This window comes from Aurantiacibacter marinus (assembly GCF_001021555.1).
Lineage (GTDB): Bacteria > Pseudomonadota > Alphaproteobacteria > Sphingomonadales > Sphingomonadaceae > Alteraurantiacibacter > Alteraurantiacibacter marinus.
The window spans coordinates 331,187-347,374 of sequence record NZ_LDCP01000003.1 but is presented as its reverse complement, the minus strand read 5'-3'; the positions used below and the strand labels follow the sequence as shown (position 1 = coordinate 347,374).

The 16,188-nt window shown below is 57.6% G+C and carries 15 protein-coding genes and 1 tRNA gene; 2 read left to right on the top strand and 14 right to left on the bottom strand.

From position 1 onward, the window contains the following. Window positions 1–4 precede the first annotated feature (4 nt). The 4 genes from AB731_RS11740 to AB731_RS11725 are packed head-to-tail and all read right to left on the bottom strand — an operon-like array spanning window position 5 to window position 4,579. Entirely contained in the window at window positions 5–1,405 is a 1,401-nt protein-coding gene (locus AB731_RS11740; protein WP_047093979.1) for an alpha,alpha-trehalose-phosphate synthase (UDP-forming), read from the bottom strand. 24 nt (window positions 1,406–1,429) lie between these two features. Further along, window positions 1,430–3,244, bottom strand: a complete 1,815-nt coding sequence (locus AB731_RS11735; protein WP_047093980.1) for a glycoside hydrolase family 15 protein — start codon at window positions 3,242–3,244, stop codon at window positions 1,430–1,432. After that, window positions 3,241–3,981: a trehalose-phosphatase gene (otsB, locus tag AB731_RS11730; RefSeq protein WP_047093981.1), complete on the bottom strand. Its 741-nt coding sequence runs from the start codon at window positions 3,979–3,981 to the stop codon at window positions 3,241–3,243. The genes AB731_RS11735 and otsB overlap by 4 nt, the downstream gene beginning before the upstream one ends. A gap of 55 nt (window positions 3,982–4,036) precedes the next feature. Continuing rightward, window positions 4,037–4,579, bottom strand: a complete 543-nt coding sequence (locus AB731_RS11725; protein ID WP_047093982.1) for a DUF4287 domain-containing protein — start codon at window positions 4,577–4,579, stop codon at window positions 4,037–4,039. Between the two features lie 33 nt (window positions 4,580–4,612). On the opposite strand from AB731_RS11725, the gene AB731_RS11720 reads away from it, so the two are divergent. Continuing rightward, window positions 4,613–5,137: a SpoIIAA family protein gene (locus tag AB731_RS11720; RefSeq protein ID WP_231638934.1), complete on the top strand. Its 525-nt coding sequence runs from the start codon at window positions 4,613–4,615 to the stop codon at window positions 5,135–5,137. Window positions 5,138–5,394: 257 nt separating this feature from the next. Here the strand turns inward: AB731_RS11720 and AB731_RS11715 are convergent, their stop codons facing one another. Further along, window positions 5,395–6,066 (bottom strand): hypothetical protein, encoded by a 672-nt coding sequence (locus tag AB731_RS11715; protein WP_052769020.1) that lies wholly within the window; start codon window positions 6,064–6,066, stop codon window positions 5,395–5,397. Between the two features lie 416 nt (window positions 6,067–6,482). Here AB731_RS11715 and AB731_RS11710 point away from each other — a divergent pair, with 416 nt between their 5' ends. Then, window positions 6,483–7,697: a hypothetical protein gene (locus tag AB731_RS11710; RefSeq protein ID WP_156167450.1), complete on the top strand. Its 1,215-nt coding sequence runs from the start codon at window positions 6,483–6,485 to the stop codon at window positions 7,695–7,697. Window positions 7,698–8,045: 348 nt separating this feature from the next. On the opposite strand, the gene AB731_RS11705 is transcribed toward AB731_RS11710, so the two are convergent. From AB731_RS11705 to aspS, 9 genes are all read right to left on the bottom strand, one after another. Further along, the gene (locus tag AB731_RS11705; protein WP_047093984.1) at window positions 8,046–8,447 is read right to left on the bottom strand and encodes a hypothetical protein; all 402 of its coding nucleotides are present in this window, start codon (window positions 8,445–8,447) and stop codon (window positions 8,046–8,048) included. A 178-nt stretch (window positions 8,448–8,625) separates the two neighbouring features. Continuing rightward, the gene (locus AB731_RS11700) at window positions 8,626–9,687 is read right to left on the bottom strand and encodes a class I SAM-dependent methyltransferase (protein WP_047093985.1); all 1,062 of its coding nucleotides are present in this window, start codon (window positions 9,685–9,687) and stop codon (window positions 8,626–8,628) included. 109 nt (window positions 9,688–9,796) lie between these two features. Beyond that, window positions 9,797–9,873 (bottom strand) — tRNA-Met (locus AB731_RS11695). Window positions 9,874–9,945: 72 nt separating this feature from the next. Continuing rightward, on the bottom strand, window positions 9,946–10,470 hold the full coding sequence (locus AB731_RS11690) for a 2'-5' RNA ligase family protein (RefSeq protein WP_331386706.1): 525 nt from the start codon (window positions 10,468–10,470) through the stop codon (window positions 9,946–9,948). Continuing rightward, entirely contained in the window at window positions 10,467–11,438 is a 972-nt protein-coding gene (gene mltG, locus AB731_RS11685; protein ID WP_047093987.1) for an endolytic transglycosylase MltG, read from the bottom strand. Before mltG ends, AB731_RS11690 begins: the two co-directional genes overlap by 4 nt. 1 nt (window position 11,439) lies before the next feature. Then, a complete protein-coding gene (gene fabF / locus AB731_RS11680) occupies window positions 11,440–12,699 on the bottom strand; it encodes a beta-ketoacyl-ACP synthase II (protein ID WP_047093988.1) in 1,260 nt (419 codons plus the stop codon). Between the two features lie 99 nt (window positions 12,700–12,798). After that, a complete protein-coding gene (locus AB731_RS11675; RefSeq protein WP_047093989.1) occupies window positions 12,799–13,035 on the bottom strand; it encodes an acyl carrier protein in 237 nt (78 codons plus the stop codon). 114 nt (window positions 13,036–13,149) lie between these two features. Continuing rightward, on the bottom strand, window positions 13,150–14,118 hold the full coding sequence (locus tag AB731_RS11670) for a tetratricopeptide repeat protein (protein WP_047093990.1): 969 nt from the start codon (window positions 14,116–14,118) through the stop codon (window positions 13,150–13,152). 77 nt (window positions 14,119–14,195) lie between these two features. After that, window positions 14,196–15,980 (bottom strand): aspartate--tRNA ligase, encoded by a 1,785-nt coding sequence (aspS, locus tag AB731_RS11665; protein WP_047093991.1) that lies wholly within the window; start codon window positions 15,978–15,980, stop codon window positions 14,196–14,198. Window positions 15,981–16,188: the final 208 nt, after the last annotated feature.

The following is a 16,188-nucleotide window of genomic DNA, read 5'->3' as shown; positions in this document are numbered from 1 at the left end:
TCAGCTAACGCGCGATTTCAGACAGGTCTGCGATGAAATTCTCTGTCCAGCGCTGGACGTTTTCATCCCGCACCGTAGCGATCAGCTTTTCATACCGAGTCTTGCGTTCTGCCAATGGCATGTCGAGCGCAAGGTTGATGTTGTGTGCCAGATCATCGGCGCTGTGCGGATTGATCAGCAAAGCCCCCTCCCCGCCGCAATCCATTTGCTGCGCCGCACCGGCAAAGCGTGACAGGATCAATACGCCTGGATCTTCGGGATCCTGCGCAGCGATATATTCCTTGGCGACCAGGTTCATCCCGTCACGCAGCGGAGTGACAAGCCCGATTTTGGAAGCGCGGTAAAAACCCACCAGTTCTTCCTGACTATAGCCGCGGTTGACGTAACGTACGGGCACCAGATCGACATCCGACTGCGCTCCGTTGATCTGCCCTGCCTTCTGTTCCAGCGTCGCGCGAATGTCCTGATAGCTGCCGATATCTTCCCGGCTGGGAGGTGCGATCTGGATATAAACCAGGTCGCGAACTCTGCTAGGATGGCGGTCGAAAAAGCGGGAAATCCCGTCAAGCCGTTCAGGCAGGCCTTTGGAATAATCGAGACGGTCAACACCGATCATCGCGGTACGGTTTCGCGTTGAGGCGATCAGCCGTTGCTGCGCTGCATCTGCTTCCGGCGTATCGATCTTGCTGGAAAAGAATTCGTAATCGATACCGATAGGGTAGGCCCGCGCAATCGTCTTCTTCCCGTCCAGGTCAATTTCCCCGGTCTGGTAATCGACGGTCGCGCCCAGCTCTTTCCAGCAATAATGCAAGAAGCTTTCGAGCCATGCATCACACTGAAATCCCAAAAGATCATAGTGCAGCATCGCCCGCACCAGCCGCTCATGATAGGGCAAAGAAACAAACAGATTGGTTGGCGGCCATGGCGTATGGAGGAAGAAGCCGATCTTGTTCGTCAGGCCCAGTGACCTTAGCCGCTCTGCGAGTGGCAGCAGGTGGTAATCATGGACCCAGACCTGATCTTCTTTCTCGATCAACGGCAGCGCGCTGTCAGCGAAACGTTCGTTGACCCGTTCGTACCCCTTGCCGAATTCGCGTTCGAATTTCGTCAGATCAATGCGGTAATGGAATAGCGGCCAGAGCGTGGAATTGGCGTAGCCGTTGTAATACTCTTCAACATCCTGGGGTTCCAGATCGATGGTTGCCGTCGTCACGCCATCGGCAGAACGCACGTAATTGATGCTGCCGGTAAAATCGCTTGTCTCCTGCCCGGACCAGCCAAACCAGATACCTCCGTTGGCCTTCAGGGCCGCGTTCAGAGCGCCTGCCAGTCCGCCTTGCGCACCGGCAACCCCGCGGGCCTTCGGTACGGCCACGCGGTTCGATATAACGACTAATCTAGGCACAATTCCCCTGACTGACCGCTTGTATCAGCGGACGGTGTTCCAACTCTTAGATAACAAGCCAGCGCAGTTGATTGTTCCGACCAGGGAATAGGTCTGCGGGAAGTTGCCCCACAATTCACCCGTTTCAAAGTCCATGTCTTCAGATAGCAGACCGGAGCCTGTGCGGTGGCCGAGCATGGTGCAGAACAGCTCGCGCGCTTCGTCCTTGCGGCCCATTAGTGCCAACGATTCTATCAGCCAGAATGTGCAGATGTTAAACGCAGTTTCAGGCGCGCCGAAATCGTCTTCAGCGGCGTACCGCAGCATGTGTTCACCGCGGCGCAGATCACGTTCGATCATGGCGAAGGTGGACTGGAAGCGCTCATCATCGGGGTCAATGAACCGCAGCTCCAGCAATTGCAGCAAACTGGCGTCGAGATAGTCGCTTTCGAAGCTGGCACCGAAATGGCCGCCCTTCCCGTTCGACTTCCATGCCTTGCTCTCGATCGTCGTGCGGATCGTGCTCGCGCGGTCCCGCCAAAGCTTCGTACGGTCCGCTTTGCCCAGAAATTCTGCGACATTGGCAAGCCTGTCACATGCGGCCCAGCTCATCACTGCTGAATAGGTGTGCACTTCCTGCCGGGTGCGGAATTCCCACAGGCCGGCGTCAGGTTGATCGTGCATCTTCCAGGCGGTTTCACCGACTTCTTCAAGGCTGGCAAAATCGGTTTCGTCGGCAATCCGAAGCAGGCGGCGGTCCAGGAACCCCTGCGCAGTTGGCAATACGATCTGGCCATAACAATCATGCTGGATCTGCTTGTATGCGGCATTGCCGACGCGCACCGGCCCCATCCCGCGGTATCCCGCAAGATAGGCCGCGGTGGTTTCATTCAGTTCACTTTCGCCCATCACCGAATAGAGCGGCTGGATCTGCCCGCCTTTCGATGCATCGACGATATTTCGCAAATATCCCAGATACTTCTCTAGCACATCCAGCGCACCGAGCCGGTTCAGGGCCTGCACCGTGTAATAGGAATCACGGATCCAGCAGTAGCGGTAATCCCAGTTGCGCTCCGAATGCGGAGCTTCCGGAATCGACGTGGTCAAAGCCGCAACAATCGCGCCGGTTTCTTCATGCTGACACAGCTTCAGGGAAATGGCGCAGCGGATAACCTCGTCCTGCCATTCATACGGGGTTGCCAACCCCCGCGACCAGTGCTGCCAATACTTGCGCGTCGATTGTTCCATCCGGCGGATTTCTTCACGCAGATTGCCGGCAAAGGGCTCGTCAGGGCCGAGGAAGAAATGCGTATCGCCTTCGATGCGGAAGGTGCGGTTTTCGGCAATGTAGCCGATGGGCGCATCGGTAGAGAGGCGCAGCGCCTGAGGACCGACAAGATAGCGAATGTGGTTGGTACCGGTGGTCGTTTCCGCCAGCGATGCACCGTAATTCTTCATCGGATTAAGGATCACACGGATACGCGGGTTGCCCGCGACGGGCCTTACAATGCGCGACCACGCAACTGGCCGGTACATACGGCCTGTAGATTCGTAGCGGGGGCAGAAGTCGAGTATTTCGACGGCACTGCCATCTTCAGCTTCAAGCCGCGTGAGCAAGATTGGCGTGTTGCGGATATATTCCTGCGTAGCGCTGGTTTGGCCATCCAGTTCAAATCGCCAAACGCCCGCATCCTGATTGTCGCCATTCATCAGCGCACAGAATACCGGATCGCCATCGACACGCGGGACACAGCCCCAGACGAGACCCCCTCGCCTGTCGATCAGGCCCGAGACCTGACAATTCCCAATGGGCCAGAGCTCTAGGCTGCTGACATGCTCGCTTTGTTCATTTGTGCTCACAGGTCCAACCAATGGTGCACTGCAGCAGGACACGCAAGGGCATATTTCGCATGGTCGCTTGGCCTTTCACCAACGGCGACGCCAAAACCGCCAAATTCTCCCGCCGCACGCATGCCGTCTTCGTCGGTAACATCGTCGCCAACGAAGATGGGACGCGAGCCACCGAAAGGCGCAGTTTGCATGAATGACCGTACAGCGCCTGCCTTGTCAGCCCCCCGCGCGACCAGTTCTATTACGCATTTGCCGCGCTTGACCTGGAGATCGTACTTGCCTGCAAGTGCTTGTGCAAAGATCAGTCCGTTTTCTTCGGCAGAGGGATTGGCGCGAAAATGCAAAGCAGCGCCGTGCGGCTTATCCTCCCGCGCAACATCATTTTCGGCCGCAAACATAGCAATTCTCTCAAGCACCTCCGCTGGCAGTGCACCCGGTGTATCGCCAATAGAGAGGCCGTCTGCGCTGCGGCAATCGCTGCCATGCGATCCAGCGCAGGCGATTTCAACAGGGCCAAGATGCCGCTCCAGATCGATAATCGCGCGGCCGCTTATCAGCGCAACGCGGCCATCAAACCGCTCTGCCAACGCTGCAAGACGCAAAGCCATGTCAGCCGGCACATGAATGCTGTCGGGCGTCGCTGCGATATCGACAAGCGTTCCGTCAAAATCGAGAAACAGCGATATCGGCCCGTCAGCTGCGAGCATCACCGGATCTGGCGGCGGCAGGAGATCGGGCATGGTCATTGCCGCAACGGTTGGACGATGGCGGCGGCGAGGTCAAATCCTGCTGGCTAAGGGGCTAACCTGCGCGGGAATAGGCCTTAGCCAACCAGCCTTTCACTTCATCGTCAAAATCCTGAACCGCTTCTAGTCGGACACGGTGGCTGCACATCGCGTTGTACATTTCCAATCGACCATCAAACTCATTGCCCTTCAGGGCCAGCCCAAGATCAATCCTGCTTTTTGTCGCAGGGGTAATCAGGGCGAACTGTTTTTTCCTTCGCAGGCTCACACTCGTCTTCTTTGGCGCAACCTCGGTGTCGGCCCCTAGACTTGCCGCGAACGCAATGATGGCGTCGTAAATCGGCTTCAGCTGCGTCCTGGCACCGGAATACTGTTCACCAACCGGATCGGCGGGCTGCGCACCTTCCAGTGATTTGCTCGCGATCAGATTGGCAAAGCCATGTGTTACGCCGTGATCCGCTTTCAAAAATTTCACGATCTGACCGTGCTTTTCGAGGCCCTGCGCCGATAGCAATTCAAGCCATCGATCGAGCGGCCTGCCAGTCTTCTGCGGCAAGTTCGCCAGCATGGTGGCCAATTGTTCTTCCGGTGTCGCCATCACTGCGTCCTCCCATCACAATGGTTATCAGAAATGCTGGCCCTGCTCCATCAGATGTCAGCCGCTGGGCCCACGGCATCCGGTACGATTATTGATCCAGATCAATGCCGGCGCCCCCGATCAGGCATATTTGCCAAACATCCCATTGTGGCAATCAGCGCTTTTTCGACGCTGGAAATAAGGAGACGGATTATGTTCAAGGTCACCAAGCGATCAGATAACAGGGTCGACATTGATTTTGATGGTCCACTTGATGCCGACGGCATGCGGATCGCGATGGAAGAACTTCTTGCGAAATCACAAGACGTGGAAAATGGCCGAATGCTGTATCGGATCGGTGATTTCAAGATGCCGACGCTGGGAGCACTCGCTGTGGAATTCAGCATGCTGCCCAGGCTGTTCGGCCTTCTGGCAAAATACGATAAGTGCGCCGTGCTGAGCGATTCCGACTGGGTCAGAAGGGCAACAGAGATCGAAGGCGCACTGATCCCCGGCCTTGAAATCAGAAGCTTCACTTTGAGCGAAGCGGAATCTGCAGAAGTATGGCTGGAGCTGTGATCGCTTGATCAATCCTGACGCGAACAGGATCGAGACAGAGAAACAATCCGGGCTGGCCTGCCGCAAGGAAGCGGGAGAGTTAAAGAAACAGCCACGGCAAGCTTCCGCTTACCGTGGCTGCAAATTGGTGCGTACTTCAGAGCGGAATAAAAGCAGCATGTGCTTTTGCCCTATATGTTTGCCCTGAAGATACGACCTGAAGATATGCCCGCCCGATCGAATACGGCCCAATCGAGCATGACCGGCAAGCGACCGAATTAGCGGCTGCGAGCTTCCGAAACTACAAGCGTGGCTGGCGCCGTGCTGCTGTCAAAAGTGCCCACCCAGATATTGTAGAGACCAGAGACGGGAGCAGCGAACGCAACATGCGCATTGAAACTGCCGCCTGAATCATCATCACAATACCATTCGCCGTTGGGGCCATTGATAACCAGAGTTGTATCGGCCTGCGAGAGCGTTGTGATCATCAGCGTTGTCGTTGTGCGCGAACGTGTGCTGTCATAATACACATCATAGTCAGGAGCCCGCGCAATCATGCCGTAGCACTCCGCATCAGTGGCTGCTCCAGCTGCGATACTACCACCAGCAGTCAATAATTGCTCGATAGCCGTGCCATTAGGTGCCGACAAATTGCCGCCCACAAGCTTGACCGATCCGAATGTTGCGGGAAGCGTCCAGTCAAGACCGCCGCCGGCAGGCTCAAGGTCAGGGCTGAACTCGATTGTCGCAGGGCAATCATTGCCGCTCTGCCATATATCGAGCCGCAACCCGAAGGCATAATCCCCGGTCCGGTATTGCCGGATTTCATTGGCGCGTGAAATCCCGGCTGGATTACCCGTATCGGCCCCTGTGTACTGTCCGGAATCATTGTACCAACATGTCAACGGATTGGTCTGCTGCGCCGACGCCGTCCCAGATACCAAAAACATCGATAAAACAAATACTAATATTCTCATTATTCCCCCCTCGAGATTGGCCGCCAAAGCTAACATAAATTAAGACGTTTCGTAATTTTATTTTATCGACGTGAAAAATTTGTACGCTGTTGTGTGCCCAAGGCATGCAACCAGGCTGGAGCCTGCAAGTCCGCGATTTGGTCATGCCTGCCTGAACTCCCAACGCAGCAATCGGCAAGACTGTCCGAACAGGCTGCTTACCGTCGGCATTCTCTGACTTTGCAAATCTGTGAAATGGTAGCGGAGGATGAACTGGTACCCCCGACACGGGAAAATTTATCGGCGGCACGCATCTTTAACCCGTAAACCGGCGAAGGTGCAGTGATTGGCAAATCCACGGTTTGGATGTTAGGCACGTTCCACCGGATCGCTAGCTTGGGGACATTGCAATGTTTAGAAAACTTCTCGCGATTTTGGGGGCTTTGTCGGCATTCGTCGTCGGCGGGCAATCTGTCGCCCAGGATGATGCCGGAAAATATCTTTACGTTTGGGTCGGTGATCGCGCCGGTGAGGGAAACGACTTCGTCACGGTCATTGATGCCGATCCGGAATCGGCGAACTACGGCAGGATTGTCACAAGCGAAGCCACTGACCAACGGAGCGTGAACGCGCATCATACCGAATACGAGATGCCGGCGAGCGGCATGCTGTTCGCCAATGATCATGACGCTAACAGGACGATCATTCTCGATTTGACGAACCCGTTGGAGCCACGCCAGGCCGCGGCATTTATGAACCTTGGCGGCTACAGCATGCCGCACAGCTTCGTTCGCCTGCCGAATGGCAATATCCTCGCGACTTTCCAGCACGCCGAACACCAGGCGGGGATGAACATGCCGGTCATGAGCGGCGGCATCGTGGAAATCAACGACAAGGGCGAGATGGTCCGTGCGGTCAGTAACGCTGATCCTGCATTCGCCGAAGAAGGCTTGCTACCTTATGGCCTGGCGATCCTCCCGGAGATTGATCGGGTGCTCGTCACCAACTCGCCTATGGGCGACGACTGGCTGATGACAAGCAACACCTACCAAGTCTTCCAGCTGTCAAATCTAGCACTTCTCGGAACGTATCGCCTCGATCCCGGCCCACGTCTCAATGGACATATGTCTCCGGAGGAGCCGCGGGTCGGACCAGATGGCACAGTCTATGTCCACACCTTGTCATGCGGAGTTCAGCGCGTGACCGGCCTCGACCGCCCAGTTCCACAAGCGCAGCTGGTACACCAATATCCGGGAAACTGGTGCGGCGTGCCCACGATTATGGGACGTTACATGGTGCAGGCCGTACCCGACATCCACGCCTTCATTGTCCTGGACATTTCTGAAGGCGCCACGCCAGTGGAGGTCTCGCGCCTCGAGATGGGAGACGATTTCCATCCGCATTGGACAGCTTGGGACCCCCAAACCCGCAGGCTCGTGGTCACCCCCGGCAGAGCTGGGCAACGGATGTATCTGCTTAAGCTCAATGAAACGACAGGTGCACTGACAATCGACGAAACTTTTCGCGGCGAAGACGGCGAGATCGGGTTCAGCTTTGGCAGTCGAAACTGGCCCCATGGCTGGACCGGCGAAGGCGCACCGCATGGTGCGGTGTTCTCACGCTGAAGGGATATTGATAGCGGAGAAGGAACTCGATCCCTCGACACGGGGGTATGATCGGATAGCTACCATCCGACCTCCGCTGGCCAGAGGGTGCTTTTCCCCTTGCCCGCCATCGATGCCGGGCGCGCTCCGGTAACCCCCACGAATGGCGAGATTTTTGGCATAAGCGTTGAGCGCAGCCTTGGCTGATGCGTAGCCAAAGCCGTTCATCGGTGACGCTTCGACGGGCTCGGCGCCTGATGCCGATGATATGCATAGGATCGAACCGCTGCCTTGCCTCCGCACCCCGAACTCGAGTTGCGAAGGCAATGGACAGCAGCGTCGTAAGGTCAGAAAGGCTGCGAAGCCGTGCTACATGGTCAACGGCGTATATTCGATGCGAGTGACGGTAAGCGGGTCGCCTGCGTCGCTCGTAATGTCCGCGCTTTCACCCACTGCAATCTCGGCCGGTGTCGTCCAGCACATCTGGCCCTCATCGTTCATCGCGCTGGTGAAACACTGCTTTGCGTCCGCCAACACATATGTGCCGTGATCATAATGCTCATCTCCGGCATTTGCGATGTAGTTGCCGCTCGCGTCGATTGACTCCATGATTTCCATGTCATCCATTACGAATGTCCAAGTCGTTTCGTTAAGCGACATGACTTCTGCAGGTGCCTCGGCATCGGCAACCGCTACGGTTTCTTCTGCCGGTTCCGCGCTTCCACAAGCAGCGAGCATCGCGGCACTGGTGATGACAATTAATTTCTTCATTGGAGCCCCCATTTAGTTGAGCGCAGAGCCTAACACTCTCAAGAAAACGACCCAAACGTTTTCTTTTGCCGCGCAGGAGCGCACCTGGGTCCGGTCTGTCCGACAAAGATATGCAGCAAGGTAGGGGCACGCCCCTCTCACACGCGGACTAATCCTCCGACACAAATTCTTCTCCGGATCAGTTGGTCACTTCGAGGACCATGTTGGTCGGCGTTTCCGCAGTCCGCCTCACATTGGCGAAGCCAGCCTGATTGAGCACCTCTGTCAGCCGCCTTTGGCCCGCCTGTGCGCCCAGGCCCAATCCCACTTCCTGCGCGAGGGATGTCGGTGTGCAAACGGTGGTAGAGAACGCATAATATATCTGGCCGAGAGGGTGCATGTTCTCGCTCATGCTGTCTCCGGCAACCGGTTCAACGAGCATGAAGGTACCCGTCGGGGACAATGATTGCCTGATATGCGCTGCCGCCCCCACTGGATCGCCCATATCGTGCAGGGCATCGAATATGCAGGCAAGATCAAATCCTGTCCCTTCAAAATCCTGCGCTCTGGCAACTTGAAACTCGACATTGGTAACGCCGGCACTCGCGGCCTTGGCCCTGGCCTTCTCGATCGATGGCGCATGAAAATCTATGCCGACAATTGTGGACTGCGGATAAGCCTCTGCCATCAGGATAGTCGATGATCCGTGTCCGCAGCCGATGTCGGCAACCTTTGCACCCGCTTTGAGCTTTTCCTCCACGCCGCCCAGTGATGGTATCCAGCTTTCAATCAGGTTCGCGGCATAGCCGGGCCTGAAAAAGCGATCCGTCCCGCAGAAGCAGCAATCGCTATGATCGCCCCAAGGCCTTCCTTCGCCGGACATGAAGGTTTCGACAGCCTTCGCCTGAGTTTCGTATTGTGAAACAACAGCCTGGAAAAATCCCTGCATGCACGCTGGCTGGCCCTCTCGGGTAAAGACAAGCGCCTGCTCCGGAGATAGCGAAAACCGCTCCTCTTCCGGGTGATAGGTTACATAGCCCGCCGCCGCGTTGGAGCCGAGCCACTGCAAAAGGTACTTTGCGTTCAGGCCCGTCTTTGCGCTGAGCTGATCGACGGTCACGGGGCCCGCACCATCCAGAGCTTGGTATACCCCGGCCTGATCGCCAATATACGCCATGAAGAGGCTTAAGGCACCGGCGACATCGCCTATGACCTTTCCCGCAAGCGCCTCAAGCTTCGTATCGTCTAATTGCTCCGTCATTTTCGCTGACTCCCAATCAGCGACCCTGCGGAGAAGTTATCACGCCTGGCGCAAAATTGACACTGCAGCACCATGTCATGGGCAAGCTGCTTGTCGAGATTAGGAAATTTGGTAGCGGAGGAGGGACTCGAACCCCCGACACGCGGATTATGATTCCGCTGCTCTAACCACCTGAGCTACTCCGCCCCGAAAGGCATTGACCGGCGGTGCTACGCAGCGCGGGGCAAGGCGGCGCATTTAGCAGCCGTGCGCCGCGGGTCAACCGCGAAAACGCCAGCTCTTCAGGTGATCCCACGGTCCGCCGCGATAGGTATGCAATGATAGACCTGCAAAGGCGAAATCACGCGGGGTTACAAGCGGGCCCAATTCAGCCTGCAAAGCCTTCGCTTCTTCAAGGCTGACCTTGTTCTGAATCGTGACATGAAGGCGCGGCGTATGTTCATCCTGCGGCGTCAGCAGGCCATGAAAGCGGTCTGCCAGCTCGTCACGCAATGAAAGCATCGCCTCGCTCTCCAACTTCAGAGCAGTGCCCTTCCCCAGCTTCATGATGCCGCACAGCCGCGCTGGGACCGGCGGATAATCGCGGGCAAACGCCGCGCAGCAATCACGCACCTCGCTCTCGCTGCTTGGCGGCAGCGCGTGGAACAGCGTCACATGCGCCTCAAGATGATTGCGTTCGGGCGGAAAATAATCGCGCCGCAGGCCGGTGGCCCAGCTGTGCAGATCGTCCGGCAGCATTGCCGTCAGGATAAGCGGAGCAGGACCAGATCGCTCCCCGGTCACATCTCGCCGCGTTCACGTCGCAAGGCGAACCAGCGTTCGACTGCGGCGTTATGCCCGTCGAGCGTGGAATTGAACTCATGCCCGCCGGAACCGTCTGCAACCATATAGATCGCATCGGTTTCTTCAGGGTTCAGCACAGCTTCAATGCTGGCGCGACCAGGGTTGGCGATGGGGCCATTGGGCAGGCCCTGCATCTGATATGTGTTGTATCCGTTGATCGCCTGAATTTCGGACTGGCGAATACGGCGACCCAGCGGGCGGCCGCGCGTGATGGGATAGATAATAGTCGGGTCAGCCTGCAGCATGATCCCTTGCCGGATGCGGTTGGAGTAGAGGCCTGCAACCATGCGCCGTTCTTCCGGGACGCCGGTTTCCTTCTCCACGATAGAGGCAAGGATCACGGCTTCCTGCGGCGTTGTCGCGACTGTGCGAGATGTCCGGTTTGGCCACAGCTCCGCAACCGTTTCGTCCATTGCGCGCTGCATCCGGGCGAGCACTGCAATGCGCTCTTCCCCGCGTTCGAAGTCGTAGCTTTCGGGAAGGACTGAGCCTTCGTCCGGCACCGGTATCTCGCCCACCAGCAGGTCTTCCGCCATCAGCAGATCATGCACGATCACAGAAGGGGTGCCCTCGGGAATGGTCACAAACCTGCGGATCACGTCGCCGCTCTGCAATGTGCTGAGTATCTTGGACCCGCTCGCCCCTGCTGCCAGCAGGAACTCGCCAGCCTTGATCGGATCGCTGCCGCCAAGAATTTTTGCGCGCAGCAGGAAGCCATCGGCAGAGGCAATGAGGCCTTCTTCCTCCAGCTTTTGCGCAACCGAAGTCAGCGAGGAGCCGGACGGGACAATGAAGGCCGTCTCCTCTTCAATCTCGGAGCCGCCATACCAGCCCGCAGCGAACCAGCCGCCCACGATCAGTACCGCCAGCAAGCCCAGCGCGACTATGCCCGCGAGCAATTTTTTCATGTCAGTCGACCCGCTTCATCACCAGGGATGCATTGGTGCCACCAAATCCGAAGCTGTTGTTGAGCACTGCGTTCACTTCCCGCTTTTTCGCGGTGAGCGGAACGAGATCTACGCCTTCGGTGCCATCATCGGGGTTGTGCAGGTTCAGCGTGGGCGGAACGATTCCGTCGCGGATGGCGAGGACGCAGAAAATGCTCTCTACCGCGCCAGCGCCGCCCAGAAGGTGCCCGATGGCCGATTTGGTGCTGCTCATGCTGGCACCGCCCAGATCGCTGCCGAGCACACGCCTTACCGCTGCAAGCTCGATTGTGTCTGCCATGGTGGAGGTACCGTGGGCATTGACGTAATCAATGTCTGACGGTTCCATCCCGGCCTTGCGGATCGCCATGCGCATGGCGTTTTCCGCGCCCAAGCCATCAGGATGCGGCGCGGTGACGTGATAGGCATCGCCTGACAGTCCGTAACCAACCACTTCGGCGTAGATTTTCGCGCCGCGTGCCTTGGCGTGTTCGTATTCCTCCAACACGACAACACCTGCGCCCTCACCCATCACAAAGCCTTCACGGTCTTTGTCATAAGGACGGCTGGCTTCGGTCGGGCGATCGTTGAAGCCGGTATTCAGCGCGCGCGCCTGAGCAAACCCGGCAATGCCGATCGGGCAAATGGTTGCCTCTGCGCCGCCAGCCAGCATGATGTCTGCATCATCGTCGCGGATCATGCGGGCAGCATCGCCAATGGAATGGGCACCGGTCGAACATGCCGTCACGACGGCATGGTTCGGGCCCATCAGGCCGTATTTGATCGATACCTGTCCGCTGATCAGATTGATCAGGCGGCCATGGACGAAGTGCGGAGACACGCGGCCCGGACCTTTTTCGGCCAGCACCCTGGATTCGCTCTCGATACCCGGCAGACCGCCAATGCCCGATCCGATGGAGCAGCCCGCGCGCAGTTTTGTCGCATCGTCCATTTCGGTCAGGCCCGCGTCTTCCAGCGCCTGCCCTGCGGCATCGATACCGAACACGATGAACGGATCGACCTGCCGCTGCACCTTGTGGTCCACGCGCTTGTTCGCGTCGAAGCCCCATGCATGATCAGCGGGCTTTACCTCGCCCGCGATGGTGCATTTCTGGTCAGAAGCGTCAAAATGGGTGATCTGTCCGATGCCGCTTTCGCCTGCGATCAGATTGGACCAGGTTGTTTCGACATCACCGCCAAGTGGGGTGACAAGGCCAAGGCCGGTTACGACGACACGCCGCATATTATCTCTCCGCAATCAAGAAAGGCCCAGCCATCTGGCTGAGCCTTCCATGCCCATCCGCGTCTGGCGGGACCGTTCGCGAACAGGGCCAATCCAGTCTTAGCTGGCGTTCTCTTCGATATACTTGTTGGCATCGCCAACCGTATTGATCTTCTCGGCAGCGTCGTCCGGAATTTCAACGCCGAATTCTTCTTCAAAGGCCATGACCAGCTCGACAATGTCGAGGCTGTCCGCGCCCAGATCGTCGATGAAGCTTGCCTCTGGGGCAACCTTGTCTTCCTCAACGCCGAGGTGCTCGACCACGATCTTCTTCACGCGTGCGGCAATATCGCTCATGTAATCCCTCTTCCTCTTGGGGGTGGCTTGATGCTTTCGCCCTAATGAACGCAGCGGGCAAGCGCAAGTACCCGCTTTGCGCCAAACGCGAGTAAACTTTTCGCCGGTGTAGCTCTAGCGAGACGCGGCGATCAAAGGTGCCGACGGATAGCGGAGCGCGAGGAGCCTTTCACGCCGGTCCAGCTGCCGCTCCGCCCGCAACCGCTGCGAAAGGCGGCGAAGGCCATCTTGTGCCTCGTCATCCGACCGGCTGGAGGACAGCGCCACGCGGTAGATGTCTTGCGCCGCGGCAAGATCACCATCTCGTTCCGCACAAAGGCCAGCGTTGAACACCAGCGAGGGCTGATCCGGATTGTCTGCACGCAGAGTTTCAAACAGGTCGCAGGCCGCGTTTTCGTCAGTATCGGTTAGCGCAACGGCCGTGCGGAACAGCGCACGATATTCTCCATCAAGGCCGCGCCGCCCTTCCATGATCCTAACATTGCTGGCGCTGGACCGGGGGGCGAGGCTCGACCGGACATGCGCTACGAACTCATCCACCCAGCCGGCAATGACAGGCTCGAAATCAGGAGCCTGATCGAATTCAGGACAAAAGCTGGTTTCGCTGCTGCGGCGAATATTGCTGGACCAGAGCATGCGCCCATCCAGCGTCACCAGACGCATTTGCGGCTCCAGGCTGACGCTGAGACGAATGCACTCTGTTTCCACATCACGATATTCGATGCAGACGTTTTCCGCATCCCTGCGCCTGCAGATGGTGCGCGTCGCGGGAAAGCGATATTCGGAAAAGCGCGCCTCAGCATAGCCGTCCAGAACACCGTCCGCGTCTTGGGCAAATTGGGGCGCGAGCACGGTGAACCATGGCTCACCGCCGATATCGACTCCACGCAATCTATCCTCAATCAGATAGGACAGGCGCGGGCCATCAGAACCGGCGAACCGCTCGACACTGATGGCCTCGATTTCTATCGCGCCATCGCTGGCCGCCGGATAAACGCCGGCGACACGCAAGGTTTCAGCCTGCGCGCCCGTTGCCGAGAACAAGAGTGCTGCACCGAGTGCAAAAAGCCCGCAATTCTTCATCCCGATTCCCCCTTTTGGTATGGATCGGGAATCACATTCGTTCAGTTTACCTCAACAAAACCTGAACAAAATTGCGTTTAGGACTGTTCTTTAGACGGTTCAATCGTGCGGATATGCACATCGCGGAGCGCCTTGGCGGATACTTCGCTGGGCGCGCCCATCATTAGATCCTGCGCCTTCTGGTTGAGCGGGAACGCGATGACTTCGCGAATATTCGGCTCATCCGCCAGCAACATCACGATGCGGTCAATGCCAGGTGCGGAACCGCCGTGCGGCGGTGCGCCCAGCTTGAATGCTTCGATCATGCCGGAGAAGTTCTCGTCCACGTCGGCCTTGGAATAGCCTGCGATTTCGAAAGCCTTGTACATGATATCCGGACGGTGGTTCCGGATTGCGCCCGACGATAGCTCATAGCCGTTGCAGACGATGTCGTACTGCCACGCCTTGATCTCGAGCGGATCGGTATTTTCCAGCGCCTCCATCTCGCCCTGCGGCATGGAGAACGGGTTGTGGCTGAAATCGACCTTCTTCTGCTCTTCGTCGTATTCGAACATAGGGAAATCGACGATCCAGCAGAATTTGAAGCAGCCCTGCTCGATCAGCTCCAGTTCCTCGCCAACGCGGGTGCGCGCGGCACCGGCCAGCTTGATGACATCCTTTTCCTTGCCCGCGGCAAAGAACAGGCCATCGTTTTCGCCAAGGCCCAGTTCGTCGTACAGCTTCGCCATTTCTTCAGGGCCGTGGTTCTTAGCAATTGGCCCGCCAAATTCGCCGCCCTTACGGGTGACATAACCAAGGCCGGAAAAACCTTCGCGGCGTGCCCAATCATTCATCTGGTCGAAAAACTTGCGGCTCTTCTCGACCGTGTTCGGCGCAGGGATTGCACGAACGACGCCGCCGCCGCCCACGATCTTTTCAAAGATACCAAAGCCTGATGTTTCGAAGTGATGGGTCACATCGCTGATGATCAGCGGGTTGCGCAGGTCAGGCTTGTCGGTGCCATATTTCAGCAACGATTCGGCGTAGGGAATGCGCGGAAATTCGCCCGCCGGAGTGACAGTCTTGTCGCCGGAAAATTCCTCGAACACACCAGCCAGGACAGGTTCGATTGTCTGGAACACATCTTCCTGCGTCACAAAGCTCATTTCGAAATCGAGCTGGTAGAATTCCGGCGAACGGTCGGCGCGCAGATCTTCGTCGCGGAAACATGGTGCAATCTGGAAATAACGGTCGAAGCCCGCCACCATCAGCAGCTGCTTGAACATTTGCGGGGCCTGCGGCAGCGCATAGAAACGGCCGGGATGCAGGCGGCTTGGCACAAGATAATCGCGCGCGCCTTCGGGGCTGGATGCGCCCAGAATTGGGGTCTGGAATTCGCTGAAGCCCTGATCGATCATCCGGCCGCGCAGGCTTGTGATGACGCGGTTGCGCAGCATGATGTTGGCATGAACCCGCTCCCGCCGGAGATCGACGAAGCGATATTTCAGGCGGGTTTCTTCCGGGTAGTCTTCGGCAGAGTTCACAATCAACGGCAGTTCGTCGGCATGGCTTTGTACATTTACACTGCGCGCAAACACTTCGATGGAGCCCGTTGGCAGATTGGCATTGACCGCTTCCGCATCGCGCGCCTTCACTTCGCCATCGATAGTGATGACGCTTTCCAGCCGCAGCGAATCGAGCAGTTGCAGCGCGGGCGAATCTTCGTCCGCCACGATCTGCGTGATGCCGTAATGGTCGCGCAGATCGACAAACAACACGCCGCCATGGTCGCGCTTGCGATGGACCCAGCCGGACAGGCGGACGGCTTCACCGACGTTACCTTGAGATAGCTGTGCGCAATTGTGGGTACGGTAGGCGTGCATGAGGACTCTTTCCATTTCGGAGGCTATGGAGCTATGGGGCGCAATGAAGCGCTCTGGGGCGCGTCAGCGCGCCGCACAAGGCTTTCTGCTTTATGCGCGCGCTAACAGGGTATGCACGGCGCTTTGTCAAGATTTACGGCCCGAATCTGTAAATCAGGAACACAGTGACGTGCGCAGGTCGGTGAACCGGCCAGAACAGAAAAGACGG

Excerpts from the sequence above, each read along its gene's own strand:
- AB731_RS11675 (WP_047093989.1), bottom strand. The coding sequence starts at position 13,035 with ATGAGCGATATTGCCGCACGCGTGAAGAAGATCGTGGTCGAGCACCTC.
- aspS (WP_047093991.1), bottom strand. The coding sequence starts at position 15,980 with ATGCACGCCTACCGTACCCACAATTGCGCACAGCTATCTCAAGGTAAC.
- AB731_RS11715 (WP_052769020.1), bottom strand. The coding sequence starts at position 6,066 with ATGTTTTTGGTATCTGGGACGGCGTCGGCGCAGCAGACCAATCCGTTG.
- AB731_RS11725 (WP_047093982.1), bottom strand. The coding sequence starts at position 4,579 with ATGGCGACACCGGAAGAACAATTGGCCACCATGCTGGCGAACTTGCCG.
- AB731_RS11710 (WP_156167450.1), top strand. The coding sequence starts at position 6,483 with ATGTTTAGAAAACTTCTCGCGATTTTGGGGGCTTTGTCGGCATTCGTC.
- otsB (WP_047093981.1), bottom strand. The coding sequence starts at position 3,981 with ATGACCATGCCCGATCTCCTGCCGCCGCCAGATCCGGTGATGCTCGCA.
- AB731_RS11705 (WP_047093984.1), bottom strand. The coding sequence starts at position 8,447 with ATGAAGAAATTAATTGTCATCACCAGTGCCGCGATGCTCGCTGCTTGT.
- fabF (WP_047093988.1), bottom strand. The coding sequence starts at position 12,699 with ATGCGGCGTGTCGTCGTAACCGGCCTTGGCCTTGTCACCCCACTTGGC.
- AB731_RS11670 (WP_047093990.1), bottom strand. The coding sequence starts at position 14,118 with ATGAAGAATTGCGGGCTTTTTGCACTCGGTGCAGCACTCTTGTTCTCG.
- AB731_RS11720 (WP_231638934.1), top strand. The coding sequence starts at position 4,613 with ATGCTGGCCCTGCTCCATCAGATGTCAGCCGCTGGGCCCACGGCATCC.
- mltG (WP_047093987.1), bottom strand. The coding sequence starts at position 11,438 with ATGAAAAAATTGCTCGCGGGCATAGTCGCGCTGGGCTTGCTGGCGGTA.
- AB731_RS11700 (WP_047093985.1), bottom strand. The coding sequence starts at position 9,687 with ATGACGGAGCAATTAGACGATACGAAGCTTGAGGCGCTTGCGGGAAAG.